Source organism: Novosphingobium sp. Chol11 (assembly GCF_900218065.1).
GTDB classification, from domain to species: Bacteria; Pseudomonadota; Alphaproteobacteria; order Sphingomonadales; family Sphingomonadaceae; genus Sphingobium; species Sphingobium agri.
Genome location: NZ_OBMU01000002.1, coordinates 385,563 through 399,609 on the forward strand (window position 1 = coordinate 385,563; position 14,047 = coordinate 399,609).

Annotated in this window: 12 protein-coding genes; 9 read left to right on the forward strand and 3 right to left on the reverse strand. The window is 63.6% G+C overall.

Features of this window, described 5'->3' with window-relative positions:
• The first annotated feature begins 134 nt into the window (after positions 1-134).
• The 7 genes from NCHOL11_RS14365 (at position 135) to NCHOL11_RS14395 (ending at position 8,525) form a co-directional block, all read left to right on the forward strand.
• A complete protein-coding gene (locus NCHOL11_RS14365; protein WP_097093237.1) occupies positions 135-2,021 on the forward strand; it encodes a flavin-containing monooxygenase in 1,887 nt (628 codons plus the stop codon).
• Positions 2,022-2,031: 10 nt separating this feature from the next.
• Positions 2,032-2,928: an IclR family transcriptional regulator gene (locus NCHOL11_RS14370; protein WP_097093238.1), complete on the forward strand. Its 897-nt coding sequence runs from the start codon at positions 2,032-2,034 to the stop codon at positions 2,926-2,928.
• 4 nt (positions 2,929-2,932) lie between these two features.
• Positions 2,933-4,024: a Zn-dependent alcohol dehydrogenase gene (locus tag NCHOL11_RS14375; protein ID WP_097093239.1), complete on the forward strand. Its 1,092-nt coding sequence runs from the start codon at positions 2,933-2,935 to the stop codon at positions 4,022-4,024.
• Entirely contained in the window at positions 4,021-4,896 is an 876-nt protein-coding gene (locus NCHOL11_RS14380) for an alpha/beta hydrolase (protein WP_097093240.1), read from the forward strand. Before NCHOL11_RS14375 ends, NCHOL11_RS14380 begins: the two co-directional genes overlap by 4 nt.
• A 91-nt stretch (positions 4,897-4,987) precedes the next feature.
• Positions 4,988-6,178: an amidohydrolase family protein gene (locus tag NCHOL11_RS14385; RefSeq protein WP_097093241.1), complete on the forward strand. Its 1,191-nt coding sequence runs from the start codon at positions 4,988-4,990 to the stop codon at positions 6,176-6,178.
• 28 nt (positions 6,179-6,206) lie between these two features.
• Entirely contained in the window at positions 6,207-7,688 is a 1,482-nt protein-coding gene (locus tag NCHOL11_RS14390) for a class I adenylate-forming enzyme family protein (RefSeq protein WP_255254849.1), read from the forward strand.
• Between the two features lie 30 nt (positions 7,689-7,718).
• The gene (locus NCHOL11_RS14395; RefSeq protein ID WP_097093242.1) at positions 7,719-8,525 is read left to right on the forward strand and encodes an SDR family NAD(P)-dependent oxidoreductase; all 807 of its coding nucleotides are present in this window, start codon (positions 7,719-7,721) and stop codon (positions 8,523-8,525) included.
• 9 nt (positions 8,526-8,534) lie between these two features.
• Here NCHOL11_RS14395 and NCHOL11_RS14400 read toward each other — a convergent pair whose 3' ends face one another.
• Positions 8,535-9,440, reverse strand: a complete 906-nt coding sequence (locus NCHOL11_RS14400; protein ID WP_097093243.1) for an alpha/beta fold hydrolase — start codon at positions 9,438-9,440, stop codon at positions 8,535-8,537.
• A 190-nt stretch (positions 9,441-9,630) separates the two neighbouring features.
• On the opposite strand from NCHOL11_RS14400, the gene NCHOL11_RS14405 reads away from it, so the two are divergent.
• A complete protein-coding gene (locus tag NCHOL11_RS14405) occupies positions 9,631-10,470 on the forward strand; it encodes a helix-turn-helix domain-containing protein (protein ID WP_176502296.1) in 840 nt (279 codons plus the stop codon).
• Here the strand turns inward: NCHOL11_RS14405 and NCHOL11_RS14410 are convergent.
• Positions 10,464-11,084 carry a cysteine hydrolase family protein gene (locus NCHOL11_RS14410; protein ID WP_176502297.1) on the reverse strand — a complete coding sequence of 207 codons (621 nt, stop codon included), beginning with the start codon at positions 11,082-11,084 and terminating at the stop codon, positions 10,464-10,466. The two genes, NCHOL11_RS14405 and NCHOL11_RS14410, sit on opposite strands and share 7 nt — an antisense overlap.
• A 173-nt stretch (positions 11,085-11,257) precedes the next feature.
• Here NCHOL11_RS14410 and NCHOL11_RS14415 point away from each other — a divergent pair, with 173 nt between their 5' ends.
• Positions 11,258-13,210: a flavin-containing monooxygenase gene (locus NCHOL11_RS14415; protein WP_097093246.1), complete on the forward strand. Its 1,953-nt coding sequence runs from the start codon at positions 11,258-11,260 to the stop codon at positions 13,208-13,210.
• A gap of 42 nt (positions 13,211-13,252) precedes the next feature.
• Here the strand turns inward: NCHOL11_RS14415 and NCHOL11_RS14420 are convergent, their stop codons facing one another.
• Complete coding sequence (locus tag NCHOL11_RS14420) at positions 13,253-14,047, reverse strand: hypothetical protein (RefSeq protein WP_097093247.1); 795 nt, start codon at positions 14,045-14,047, stop codon at positions 13,253-13,255.

The window sequence follows — 14,047 nt, forward strand, 5'->3', positions numbered from 1 at the left end:
TAGCGGCTCTTTAAGAGGCCGTTCCGGCATTGCGGAAATGGCACGGGTTCGGCTTACCTCGGTCTTAAGTTTCGATATTGCAAAAAATGAGACGGGCGCACTCGGACGCGTCTGAAAAGAATGGGACGGGATGAATGGCCACGGCGGCAAAGGCGATCGACACTGATAGCATCCAGCGCGCGGTTGAACTGGCGGACCTCAATGCTCTGCGGATCGCGCTGTACCAAAATAGCGGGGATGAGGAGATTGGGGCTCTGCCCGCTGCTGCGCAGATGAGCGACGGGCAGAAGGCGCTGCTGAAGGAGCGCGCAGTCGAATGGTTGGCGGACAATGCCGGTCCGGTGGATCTGCCAGAGCCGCCCGAGGACGAACTGCGCCGCCTTATGACGATGCTGTCGGGCGAGATGACGGATGTCGAGTTCGAGGCGCGGCGTGATCTTCCGGCCTTCCGTGCCGTTCCCTGCGCCGTCGAATGGGAAGGCGAGAAGCCGGAGATTCCCGAGGATTTCCGCATCGTTATCATCGGCAGCGGCCCGGCGGGGATTGCGGCGGGGGTGCAATGTGAGTTGCTGGGCCTGCCCTATCTGCTGCTCGATCGTCAGCCGGAGGCGGGGGGCACCTGGACGATCAACCGCTATCCCGATGTGCGGGTCGATACGCCGTCCATCACCTATGAATATAGCTTCGAAAAGCTCTATCCCTGGGGCGAGCATTTCAACCGGGGCGAGGATGTGCGCACCTACCTCCAGCATGTCTCGCGCAAATATGGGGTGATGGCGAACAGCCGCTTTGGCCATGATGTGAAGGGTGCGGTGTTTGACGAAGGGCGCAACGTCTGGAAGCTGGACGTCGAAACGCCCGGCGGACGTCAGGAGATCGTCGCTAATGTGGTGATCACCGCATGCGGCACCTTCGCCAATGCGCAGCTGCCCGACATTGAGGGTGTGCATGATTTCGGCGGGCAGATCATCCATCCGTCCGCCTGGCCGGAGGGGCTGGACCTTAGCGGCAAGCGGGTCGCCATCATCGGCAATGGGTCGACCGGCGTGCAATTGTTAAGCGCGGTGGCGCAAAAGGCGGGGCATGTCAGTGTCGTGCAGCGCACCCCCCAATGGATCAGCCCGCGCGAAAAATATGGCGCGCCGATCGAGCCGGAACTGGCGTGGCTCAACGAGAATATGCCCGGTTACTGGAACTGGTCCCGCTATACCGCGACGATGCCGCTGTTCGACATCGATCGGTTACAGCGCGTCGATCGTGAATGGCAGGCGCAGGGGGGCAAGGTCAGCAAGGCGAATGATGATCTGCGCGCCTTCCTCACCAACTATATCCGGCAGGAAACCGGTGGACGCGAAGACCTGATCGAAAAGCTGATACCCGATTATGCGCCCATGTCGCGCCGCCCGGTGGTGGACAATGGATGGTATCGCGCGCTGACCCGCGACAATGTGGAGTTGCTGACCGGATCGGTGGCGCGCTTCACGAAGAGCGGCTTTGTGATGGCGGACGGGACGGAGCGGGACTTCGACGTCGTGATTGCCGCGACCGGTTTCGACGTGCTCAAATATCTGTGGCCCGCGCGGTACAAGGGGCTGGAGGGCAAGGACCTGCACGACACCTGGGACGCAGGCGACGGGCCGCGTGCCTATCTGTCGATGATGGTGCCGCAATTCCCCAACCTGTTCATGCTGTACGGCCCCAATTCGCAGCCGCTGACGGGGGGCACCGGCCTGCCGCAATGGTGGCTGATCTGGGCGAGCTATGCCGCGCAATGCGTCATGCGCATGCTGAAGGAAGACAAGCGGCGCGTCGATGTGAAGCCCGAGGCGTTCGAGCGCTATAATCGCGAACTGGATGCCGAGGCTCAGAACTGGCTTCAGATGACGCCTGAAGGCGGTATCGAGAAGAATTATTATGTGAACCGGGAGCATCGCAGGCTTCAGGTCAACGCGCCCTGGCTCAGCCCCGATTACCACCGCATGTGCACGGTGGTGAATTGGGACGATCTGGAATTGAGCTGAAGGAACGGCGATGCCCCGCCCGGCCCTGGCCGCGTCACGCGCCATCGACATATTGAACTTCATGGCGGCAGCGCCCTTGCGCGGCTATTCGCTGACGGAGCTGGTGCGGCAGCTGGACCTCAATCCCGCATCTTGCCACGCGCTGCTGGGCGCGATGACCCGGGACGGTTATCTCGTCCGGGCGCAACGGGGGAAGGATTATCGCCTTGGCCCGGCGCTGATCGCGATCGGTCATGCGGCGCTGCAATGCCATCCGGTGGTGGCGGCGGCGCGGAACCAGATCGCGCTTTTGTCGGCTGAGCTGGACCTGGACAGCCTGCTCACCGCACGGCTGGATGACCGGCTGATCGCGCTCGCGTCGGAAGGGCCGGGGCGTATGCCCGGTCTGGCGGTGGGGCAGCGGGTGCCGCTGATCCCGCCGCTGGGCACGCCCTTCCTCGCCTGGGCGGGTGAGCGGGAGGTGGATAGCTGGCTGGGCAAGGCGGCGGGGGCGATCGATGCCGACCGGCTGCGCCAGTCGCTCGCGATGGTGCGGCAGCGCGGCTATGCCGTCACGCAACGCAGTCCGGAGCAGGCGGCGACGGGGCTCGCCGTTCTTGGCATGACGGAGGAACCGCTGGCCGGAGACTGGCAGAAGCGCGTCGCGGAACGGATCGGGCAGATGGGCGAGGATTACCTGATGATCGAGGCGCAGCCCGACCGGCTGCATCCGGTGATGATGATCTCCGCCCCCGTGTTCGGCGCGGATGGCGCGGTGCTGTGTACCCTGTCGCTTTTCGGTTTCGACCGGCCGCTGCCGCTGAGCCGGATCGCCGCGCTGGGCGACGCAGTCGCGCGGCACTGCCGCGCGGCGAGCGGTATGCCGGGCGAGCCGGACAAGCAGATTAATGAAGTTGGGAGAGGCTGAAAAAATGCGGGCGCTGATCTACGAAGGGCCGGGCAAGATCCGTTTTGTCGAGGATGTCGAAGTGCGCGAGCCGGGCGCGGGCGAAGTGCTGGTGCGCATCGCGGCGAGCGGCATTTGCCATTCGGACATTTCGGTCATCAACGGCACGATCGACTGGCCTGCGCCTGCGGTGTTGGGCCATGAAGGGGCGGGCATCGTCGAGAAGCTGGGGCCGGGCGTCACCGAATTGGCGGTCGGCGATCATGTGGCATTGCATACGCTTGCCAATTGCGGGCGTTGCGGACCGTGCGAGAGCGGCAGGCCGACCCATTGCCGCCAATCCTATGGCAACCGCGCCCAGCCATTCAGCCGTAACGGAGAGCCGGTGTCGAGCTTTGCAGCGACATCGACCTTTGTCGAGAAGACGGTGGTGAAGGCTAATCAGGCGGTCCGGATCGACCGGACGGTGCCGCTGGATATCGCCTGCGTCGTGGGCTGTGGGGTGCTGACGGGGGTGGGATCGGTCGTCAACCGGGCGCGGGTGAAACCGGGCGAGACGGCGGCGGTGTTCGGCATCGGCGGCATTGGCCTCAACGTGCTGCAGGGGCTGCGACTTTCGGGCGCGAGCCGGATCATCGCGATCGATTTGCTGGCGACACGTGAGGAGAAAGCGCGGGAGTTTGGGGCGACCGACTTCATCGATGCTTCGCAGGGCGATGTGCCGCAGCGGATCAAGGACATCGTATCGGGCGGCAATCCCGACCATGGCAGCGGCGTCGATTGGGCATTCGAGTGCGTCGGCAATACGCGCGTGCTGAACGATGCCATGGCGAGCCTTGGCTGGGGCGGCAATTGCGTGATCGTCGGGACGACTGCGATGGGCACGATGGCGGAGGTATCGCTGACGCCGCTCTCCTTTGTCGATCGCGGGGTGATGGGTGCCCGCTATGGGGCGTCGCGGCCGCATCAGGATATCCCGTCCTATATCGCCCAGTATCGGCAGGGTAAGCTGCTGCTGGATGAGCTGGTGACGCAGCGTTATGATCTGGCCGACTTCGAACGGGCGTTCCACGACCTGGAGGAAGGCAAGCTGGCGCGCGGGGTGTTCGTGCTGTGACCGGCGCCGGTGCCTGGAATCTGCCGCCGCTGCGAGAGGGCTATGCCGCCGATGACGCGCTGATCGAGCGGCGGGCGCGGGCGGCTGGTCCTGCCGATGCTGCGGAGCGGGCGGGCGCGGCGGTGATTGGCAGCGTGCGTTGTTTGGTCATCGAGCCGCGTGGGTGTGATGCGCGGGGGGAGATGATCTACCTGCATGGTGGGGGGTATCGGCTGGGGTCTCCGCTTGCCTATGTGGATTATGCGCAAAGGATCGCGGATGAGGCGGGGTGGCGGATCATCCTGCCCTTTTACCCGCTGGCTCCCGAGCACCCCTTTCCGGCGGCGTTGCACGCTGTTGTCGCGGTTTATCGCGGGTTAGAGAACAGGCAGTCGGTCGTGGTCGCGGGCGACTCTGCCGGTGGCGGGTTGGCGGCGGCGCTGTGCGTTATGGCGGCGCGTGCTGGTGAGCGGCCTGCGGCTGCCGTGCTGGTGTCGCCGATGCTGGATTTGACGGCGCGGGGCGAGAGCCTTGATCGTAATGCGGCGCGTGACCCGATGTTTTCCAAGGCGGCCGTGCTGGATAGCGCGCAGTTATATTTGCAGGGGCATGATCCGCGCGATCCGCTGGTTTCGGCGCTGGAGGCTGACCCGGCGGACTTTCCGCCGACATTGGTGCTGACCGGCGGGGCGGAGGTGTTGCTGGATGAGGCGGTTGCCTTTGCCACGCGGCTGGCGCTGGGGGATCGGCGAGTTACGTTGCATGTCGCGCCGGAGATGGGACATGTGTGGCCCTTGCTTGCGCCCGGAACCAAGGAAGCGCGGGATGCGATCGCGGCGATTGCGGGCTTTGTGAAAGCGTTGGAACCGGCTCGATCCGGGGATTCCACGTAGCCGGAAAGCCGGTCCGCTCAATTGACCGGAAGCGGGCCGGTGCAGGACAAGTGTAGCATCAACTTATCATAGCTGACCGAAAGACATTCTGATGACGACGCCCAGCCTTCCTTTTCCCGTCTATGACGCGGACAACCATTTTTACGAGCCTGAGGATGCGCTGTTCCGGCATCTGCCCAAGAAGTGGCACAAGGATTTCCGCTTCGTGGAAGTGGATGGCCGCAAGCGGTTGGCGATCAAGGGGCAGATTTCGGACTATATCCCCAACCCGACCTTCGAGCGGGTCGCGGCGCCGGGGACGCATGTAAAATATTACAAGGCCGAGAACCCTGAAGGCCTGACCATGCGGCAGATGACGGGGAAGCCGATCGCTCCGCCTGAATCCTGGCGCACAGGCAAGGAACGGCTGGCGGTGCTGGACGGGCATAATGTGCACGCGGCGCTCATGTTCCCCACCCTCTTTTCGGTCATCGAAAAGTGGATGAGCTATGACCATGAGTTCCTGCACGATGCCCTGCATGCGCTCAATCAGTGGACGAGCGAGGAGTGGGGCTTTGCGCGCGAGAACCGGCTGTTCGGCGTGCCGGTGGTGTCGCTGGCTGACATGGACCGGGCGCTGGCCGAGACCGATTGGCTGATCAAGCAGGGCGCGCGAACGATCTGCATCCGGCCCTCTCCCGTGCCGGGCTATCGCGGCGGGCGGTCCATGGGGCTGAAGGACTTCGATCCGTTCTGGGCGCGGATCGAGGAGGCGAAGATCTTCGTGTCGGTCCATGCGTCCAATTCCGACTATGATCATCTGATCGAGATGTGGACCGGCGGGGCGGAGTGGCTGCCGTTTGAGTCCGATCCGTTCGTCAATTGCCTGAGGATCATCGAGCGGGCGATTTCCGACACGATCGCGGCGATCATCTGCGGCGGCGTGTTCGATCGCTTCCCGGGAGTGCGGATCGTCAGTGTCGAGAATGGCGCGAAGTGGGTCATTCCGCTGATCGAGCAGTTAAAGCATGTTTATGGGCAGATGCCGCAGAAATTCATGAATGATCCCGTTGACCAATTTCATCGGAATATTTTCGTGACACCCTTTGTCGAGGATGATTTCGGGCAGTTGAAAGAGCATATGCAAGTCAATCGCATATTGTTCGGCAGCGACTATCCGCACCCCGAGGGGACTGAACACCCACTCGACTTCCTTCATGAGTTGACGAACTATTCCATGGCCGAAAAGGAAATGGTGATGTCGTCGAACCTCAAGGGCCTGTTGGAAGGCGTGCGCAATTAAGGACGGCGGCCAATTAGGACTACCATCAGTGATCCAGGACGTTATCGAGCAGCTTCGCGCCAATCTGCGCGACCATAGGGATGATCGCGGCATTGAGTTCGAGGGCCGGTGGGTGAGCTGGGGCGAGGTGGCGCGCTATGGCGATGCCGTCGTCGCGCTGCTCGACGCCGCCGGTTGCCCGCCATCGGCGAAGGTCGGCATCATCATCCGCAACCGGCTGGCGCATGCGGCGGCTGTGGTGGGGCTGCTGGCGCACAGGCGGTCAGTGAGCTTCGTCTATCCCTTCCTCCCCGCGACCGCGATTTCGGACAATATCGAGAATTTGGGAGCCGCCGCGATCCTGGCGGACCAGCAGGATTGGCCGAATTTCGCGCAAGCAGCGGGACAGGCGGGCTGCGCAGGGGTAGCCTTTGGCGGGATCGACGACGCACCCAGCCTGGTTGAGGGCCTGGAAAAGTGCAAGCGATCCTCGTTCGACGATGCCCTGCCCGATGGGGGGATCGAGGTACTGTCGAGCGGGACGACCGGCACGCCCAAGCGTATTCCCATGCCGCTGAAGCTGCTGGAGCGGGCGGTGATGAGCGCGCCGGGCGCAGAGTCCGGCAGCGCGCCGCCGGTGCAGATCAATATCTGGCCGCTGGGCGGTGTGGGCGGCGTGTGCCTGCTGACCGGCGCTGCCGTCAACAACACGCCGCTGGTGCTGATGGAGCGCTTCACGGTCGATGGGCTGGTGGACGCCCTGCGCCGCCACAGGCCGGACACGCTGGGCCTCAATCCCACGGCGATCGCGATGATCATGGACGCCAATGTGTCGCCCGAGGACATGGCGAGCGTGAAGAGCGTGTCGGGCGGATCGGCCTATCTGGACCCCGACCTTCAGGAGCGGTTCGAGGCGCGCTATGACCTGCCGATCCTTTGGGGCATGGGGGCGACCGAATTTTGCGGCACTATCGTCCGCTGGACGCCGCAGATGCGGGCGGAGCGCGGAGACAGCAAGCGTGGCAGCACCGGCCTTCCCATGCCGGGCGTGGAGATACGCGCGATCGATCCCGAAAGCGGCGCGGAAGTGCCGCGCGGGACGGAAGGGCTGCTGGAGGTGCATTGCCCATCCGTGCGGCCTGATTGGGTGCGGACCACCGACCTGGTGATGATCGATGAGGACGGATATGTCTTTCACCGCGGGCGGCATGATGGGGCGATCGTGCGGGGCGGTTTCAAGATATTGCCCGAGCGTGTGGTCGACGTGCTGCGTCAGCATCCGGCTGTGGTCGATGCTTCGGTGGTGGGAATACCCGACGCGCGATTGGGCGCGGTGCCGGTTGCGGCGGTCGAACTGAGCCAGAGCGCCGGGGCGGTGGATGAACAGACGCTGCTGGCGCACGTGCGGGCCGAATTGCCGCCGACCCATGTGCCGGTGGAAATCCGGATCGTCGATGCGCTGCCCCGCACGCCGTCGCTGAAGGTCAGCCTGACCGAGATCAAGAAGATGTTCCTGGCCGACGCCGCATGAGCGGGCGCGCATAACGAAGAGGATGGGAGGATGACGGTGTCATTGCTGGGCCTTGAAGGAAAGAAGGCGCTGATCGTCGGTGGCGGGCGCGGCATGGGCGAGGCGAGCGCCCTGCTGCTGGCGGAGGCCGGATGCGACATCGCGGTGCTGGACAGCGTCATGGAACGCGCCGAACAAGTCGCCAACGAAGTGCGCGCGACAGGGCGGGCGGGCATTCCGATCGAGGCCGATATATTGGACGAGGCATCAGTCAAGAAAGCGGTGGCGGATGCGGAAGGCGCGCTGGGCGGGCTCGACATATTGGTGACGATCGTGGGGCAGGCGCTGTTCAAGCCGCTGCTCGACGTGACGTTGGAAGAATGGGATTATGACCAATCCCGGAACCTGCGCTACTTCTTCGTGACGGCGCGTGCCGTCGCCCAGTCGATGATTGCGCGCGGGGCGGGCGGATCGCTGATCTGCATCGGGTCGGTGGATGGAGCGGTCGGATCGCCGATGCATGCGCCCTATGGCGCGGCGAAGGCGGGCCTGATGCATCTGGTGAAGTCGATGGCGACGGAATGGGGGCGGCATGGTATTCGCGCTAATGCCGTGGCTCCGGGCAGCATCACGACGCCGCGCCTGCCCGAAACGGCGGAATCCCGTGCGCTGATGGAGTCGAGCGTGCTGCCGATCGGACGTCCGGGCACGACGCGGGACGTGGCGGGGGCCGTGCTGTTCCTGGCGTCGGGATTGTCGGAATATGTGACCGGTCACAGCCTGTTCGTGGATGGCGGATGGATGGCCGCGAACCATTTCGACCCGAGGGTCATGGCGACCAAGAAGAGCAACGAATAGGAACGACGTTCACTCCGCAAGGAAGCGCCTGATCGCAGACAGGCATGTGTCGAAGGCGTCATGCTGGGGCCAGTGGCCGCTTTCGGGCAGGCGCAGTTCCCGCACATCGGGGATATGGGTGAGCAAATCGGCGGGCAGGCCGGAAGGCCAGCTGCGTTCGCCATAGAGGAGAAGGGTCGGGCAGGCGATGTTGCGCCACAAGGCCCGGACATCCTCCATCGGAATGTCGGGAAATGCCCAGACGGCGAGATAGGGATCATGCTTCCATTGCCATCCAGCCTTGCCAGGCCGCCGCAAGCCATGACGCGTCATGTGCCGCGCCTGCGCAGGGGTGAGGAAGGCATGGCGTTCCCGCATCCGTTCGACCGCTTCGTCCACCGATGCGAAGATGCGCGGGGCGGTGCGGGACGCGGCTCGCCGCTCCCCGAGCCAGTTACGGGCGGTTTGGTCGATGCTTTGGCTGGAACGATGCGCCTCGATCGAGAGGGGCGCGCCGACGGCCTCGATCGCGACGATCCGGCTGATCATGTCGGGATAGGTTCCGGCAAAGCGCAAGGCGATGTGCGCGCCGAGAGAATGGCCGATCAGGATGGCCGGGCGCTGCGGACCCAGAGCGAGATGCTCCGCCAGCGCGTCGAGATCGGCCAGATAGGCCGCGAAGTCGTAGCGCCCGTCCTGCGCCCAGCCGCTATTCCCATGGCCGCGAAGATCGGGGGCAATGATGTGATAGTCGGGCAGCAGGGCATCCGCCAGCGCGTCCCAACTGCGGCCATGATCACGGCTGCCATGCATGAGGATGGCGAGCGGCGCGCCCTCCTGCGCCCATTCGGTATAGCTGAGCGGCATGCGGCCGTTGAGGAAGCGTCGCCTGACGGGCTTTGTCCTGATGGCGGAGCGGCGTTGTCTGTCATGCATGCTGGCAGTTTAGAGATGAGCGACAACGCGCTGGCGACCGGCAATGGCGGCTTTCCATATTCGCGTAATCACGTGCGTCGTAGCGGATTCCGGACGCTTGAATCCCTGTTGCGCTCAGAATATGGTAGTCTTCACCAAAATTCCGGTGACCGGCAGAACCGGCGCCCGCAAGGACGATGTAGGAGGCGGGATGAGCGCTAACTCACAGACGGAAGGCAGGTCTGGCGGCCGGGGTAGCGTGAAGTCGTGCCTGCGCACCCTGGAAGTGCTGGAATATTTCATGAAGTCGGGCGAGCCTGCGCGCACGATCGAGATCAGCGAAGCATTGGGCATTCCCAATTCAAGCGCGGACGAGATTTTGCGGACGCTCGCGAGCACGGGTTATCTGAGCTATAGCCAGGCGACGAAGCTTTATGCGCCGTCCTACAAGATCATCGCCAATGCCACAGCGATCGAGCAGAGCTTTTTCGGAAGCGGCCGGATCAATGAGGTGATGGAGGATATGCGGCGCGAGACCGGCGGGTCGGTCTTCGTCACGCAGCAGAATGATTGCTGGTCGGAAAGCGTCGCGGAGATGTCCGGCGGCTGGGCGGCCAAGCCGGACGTCGAGCCTTATTATCCGACCGAGATGATCTGCTTTCAGCGTAACAGTTGGCGGCCGGGCACCAATTTCGCCGCCGCGATGCTGGCGCAGCAATCCAATGTCGACATCATCCAGCTGGCGACCCGGACGCAAAAGCTGGGCCTGGGTCCGAAGGGGCCGACGCTGATGAAGCATCTGGTGGACCGGATTTCAACGACGCGGGCGCGCGGGTTCGCCCTGTGCCGCCGGAGCGCGTCCATTCCGGTGGACTCGATCGCCGTGCCGCTGCGGGTGCCGCATGGCGTCGCCTCCTACGCGATCGGCGTGGTGGGTGATCCGCTGTTCGTGAACGACAATGATGTGCGGCAGATGCTGTCGGGCATGCAGTCGGTCATCTACCGCTATAATGATCGCATCCGCCGCAAGACGACCGTCAGCGTTCAGTAATCGCCCGGCGTGACGAGCGCCTGCGCTATGTCAGCGGCGCTGGCGATGCGTGCCACCATGCGGAGTTGATCCCGCACGATGATGTCGTGGGTGGCGGGATCGGCCGCCGCGATGCAATCTTCCGCGACGATCGCGTGATAGCCAAGGTCGGTCGCTGCCAGGGTGCAGCCTGCGACGGCGACGTTGGTGGACACGCCGGTGATGACGACCGTCCCGATGTGCAGGCGGCGCAACAGGGCGTCGAGGGCGGTGCCATGGAAGCCGATGAGGCCGGAGCTACGCTCTATGATGAAATCTTCAGTGGCAGGGGCGAGTTGCGGCATGATCTCCGCCGCTGGACTGCCGGTCACGAGCGAGCCGCCCTTGCGCGCCATTGCCGCAAGCATGCTGTTGCGCTGGACGTCCGCGAAGTCGGGGCGATGGGCGATTGTGAGGTGGAAAACCGGGAGGCGGGCGGCGCGGAAGCGGGCGGCGAGATCGGCGATGCGGGCGATGATGCCGCGTTCATCGACTTGGGCGATAAGGCCGGAAAAGCCGCCCATGCCGGGTTCGACGATGCCGCGCTGACATTCGCTGATGATCAGGGCCGGGCGGCCATGAAGTGGAACGGGCAAAGTCTTGGCTCCTGAACAAATTCCGATGGCAAAGGAGCGCCGCGCGCGCGGCTTCGGCAACAGCGGAGCGGGCCGCTCCACAGATACGGAAAGGCGGGGTTGGCGGTTGGTTGCCGACCCGCTGCCGGTAGACATGCGGGCATAGAAGAGTGAATTTGCGTAGGAGTTGGTGAATGGCCGCGAAATATGCCGATGTGGCGGGGACTGCCCGTGCCGATTTACGGGCACGCAAGCTGCCGTTGAAGGACAGCCCGGAATTGCGTCAGGCTCTGGCCGAGGGCGAGATCCACACGCTGCTGATGACTTATGTCCATCTGAGCGGGGACGAGGCGATGCTGGACAAGTTCGTGCCCCACATCAAGTCGCCCTACGCCTATCCGCCAGAAGAGATTCCCGGCGACCTGGTCGAGGAGCTGAAGGAAAAGCTGCTTCATGTGCTGACCACGCCTGGCGCTGCGATGGACGAGGAGCCGTCCGACGCGCTGATGCACCGGATGATGTCAGCTGGCTTGGCGGAGGAGGTGGCTGACGAGTTCCTGCCGCTGCTGTTCGACCAGATCGGCTTTCGCCCCGAGCAGCCCCGCCGCGCGCGCAAGGACCGAAAGCCTGCGCCTGCCGGGTTCAAGGTGCTGGTGATCGGCGCGGGGATGACGGGCATCGCGGCTGGCGTGAAGCTGGCGGAGGCGGGCTATGACTGGGAAATCATCGAGAAGAATGAGGAGGTCGGCGGCACCTGGTGGGAAAACCGCTATCCGGGCGTGGGCGTCGATACGCCGAGCCATTTCTACTCCTTCTCCTTCGCGCTGAATTCGGAATGGCATAATTATCATCCGCTGGGCACCGACATGTTCGCTTATCTCAAGCGCGTGGCGGATGATTATGAGCTGCGGCCGAATATCCGTTTCAACACGCGGGTCGAAAAGCTGGTGTGGGACGAGGATGCGGCGGTGTGGAACGTCACCGTGCGCAAGAAGGATGGCAGCGCGGAGGTGATCCGCGCCAATGCGGTGATCAACGGGCATGGGCCGGTCAACCGGATGAAGTGGCCCGCCATCCCAGGGCTGGAAAGCTTTGCGGGCACGCGGCTGCACACGGCGGCGTGGGATAGCTCGATCGACCTCAAGGGCAAGCGCGTCGGCGTGATCGGCACGGGCGCAAGCGCGGCGCAGCTGATCCCCGCGATCGCTGGCGATGTGAGCGAACTGCACATCTTCCAGCGCAGCCGCCACTGGGTGATGCCGAGCCCGGCCGGGAATGACGAGGTCACGGACGGCGTCAAATATGCGATGCGGCATATTCCCCATTATCTGGAATGGTTCCGTTTCCGCATTTACTGGTATGCGGCGGACGGCCTGTATCCCAATGTGCTGCTGGACCCCGAATGGCCGGAGGATTCGCCATCGGTTTCTGCCGTCAATGAGACGATGCGCAAGTTTGCGGTCGGATATATCGACAAGATGTTCGCCGACCGGCCGGACCTCAAGGAAAAGCTGACGCCCGATTTCCCGGTCTTTTCAAAGCGCATCATCCTGGATCGCGGTCCCTATTTCCCCACTTATCTCCAGCCGCATGTGCATCTGGAGCAGACTGCCATCACAGAGGTCACGCCCAAGGGGCTGGTGCTGAAGGATGGGCGCGAGATCGAGCTGGACGTGCTGATCTGCGCGACCGGGTTCGATGTGGCAAACATGCTGGGCGATCTTGAGATCGTGGGCATTGGTGGCAAGCATCTGCGCAGCGAATGGGGCGCGGAAGATCCGCGCGCCTATTTCGGAATGCTGGTGCCGGGCTTCCCCAATTATTTCCACACGGTGGGCCCCAACAGCGCGCCCAATCATGCGGCGGGGCAGAACCTGATTTCGGAGCGGCAGGTCAATTATGCGATCGAATGCCTCGACTGGGTCAATGCGCAGGAGAAGAAGGCGCTTCAACCGAGCCGGTCCGCCTTCGACGCATGGCAGACCAAGGTCGAGACGCAGATGGTCAAGATGATCTGGAGCCATCCGCGCGCCTACAGCTATTATAACAATAGCAAGAAGCGGAACTTCCTATCCTGGCCGTGGCGGCTCATCGATTTCTGGAACGAGTGCCAGGGACCGCGCAAGGAAGACTTTGAACTGCTGTGAATGGAATGAGGGGCGGCCTTCGCTGGGCCGCCCCTCAAGCTTTCAAAGCTGGTCGGTGTAGGTGTCCGTGCCCGGGATCGTCGGGATGAAGGGCGATGCGATCGCGATGCGGCCGATGCCGCTTTCCTCGATCGCCTGGGCGAGGGGGACATAGGCGCTGTCCCAGACGGCTTTCGGGTCCTTGATGGAAAAGCTCAGGAAGACCGCGCGGTCATTGACCTCTACCGGCACATCCTTGGGGCTGGTCGGATCGAGCGGCAAGGGGGAGCCGGTGAGTGCCACGTCACCCGGCAGGTCGCGGGCGCGCAGCAGCGCGGAGAGGTCCGCGCTGGTCTTCCCGGGGTTCAGATCGACGATGAAGGCGACGAGCCCGCCAAAAGGGCGATCAAGCGCGAGTTCGATCGGCATGGTGCTGCCGGGCCTATTATATTCCGCGTCGAAATTGTAGAAGCTGGTGTGGATATGGTCGCGTTCCTTGAACATGCGGCCGGCGGCGTGAAGATCATTGACCTGTTTGACCGCCCACGCGTCCCAATCCTTGTGATGCCCGTCGAGGATCCAGTAGAGTGCGAGATAGGAGCCCTTCGACAGGTCCATGCTGCCTGAACCGAAGCGCTTCGCCTTTTCCGCGCGGGTGGCGACGTAGCGGCCGCCTGAAACCGTGTAGGCGCCGATCATGCAGCCGCTGTAGAAATGATCGCGCTCATACCAGCGATTATAGGCGACCTCATAGCCGGGGCGCGGTTCAACCATGGTGAAGAGCAGGGAGCCCAAGCGTATCGGCCGGTCGGCGCGCGCTATGTCGGCCCTCTCATATAAGGTTTCGCAGCTTTGCAT

Excerpts from the sequence above, each read along its gene's own strand:
- NCHOL11_RS14405 (WP_176502296.1), top strand. The coding sequence starts at position 9,631 with ATGAGCGCTAACTCACAGACGGAAGGCAGGTCTGGCGGCCGGGGTAGC.
- NCHOL11_RS14400 (WP_097093243.1), bottom strand. The coding sequence starts at position 9,440 with ATGCATGACAGACAACGCCGCTCCGCCATCAGGACAAAGCCCGTCAGG.
- NCHOL11_RS14370 (WP_097093238.1), top strand. The coding sequence starts at position 2,032 with ATGCCCCGCCCGGCCCTGGCCGCGTCACGCGCCATCGACATATTGAAC.
- NCHOL11_RS14415 (WP_097093246.1), top strand. The coding sequence starts at position 11,258 with ATGGCCGCGAAATATGCCGATGTGGCGGGGACTGCCCGTGCCGATTTA.
- NCHOL11_RS14375 (WP_097093239.1), top strand. The coding sequence starts at position 2,933 with ATGCGGGCGCTGATCTACGAAGGGCCGGGCAAGATCCGTTTTGTCGAG.
- NCHOL11_RS14395 (WP_097093242.1), top strand. The coding sequence starts at position 7,719 with ATGACGGTGTCATTGCTGGGCCTTGAAGGAAAGAAGGCGCTGATCGTC.
- NCHOL11_RS14420 (WP_097093247.1), bottom strand. The coding sequence starts at position 14,047 with ATGCAAAGCTGCGAAACCTTATATGAGAGGGCCGACATAGCGCGCGCC.
- NCHOL11_RS14365 (WP_097093237.1), top strand. The coding sequence starts at position 135 with ATGGCCACGGCGGCAAAGGCGATCGACACTGATAGCATCCAGCGCGCG.
- NCHOL11_RS14385 (WP_097093241.1), top strand. The coding sequence starts at position 4,988 with ATGACGACGCCCAGCCTTCCTTTTCCCGTCTATGACGCGGACAACCAT.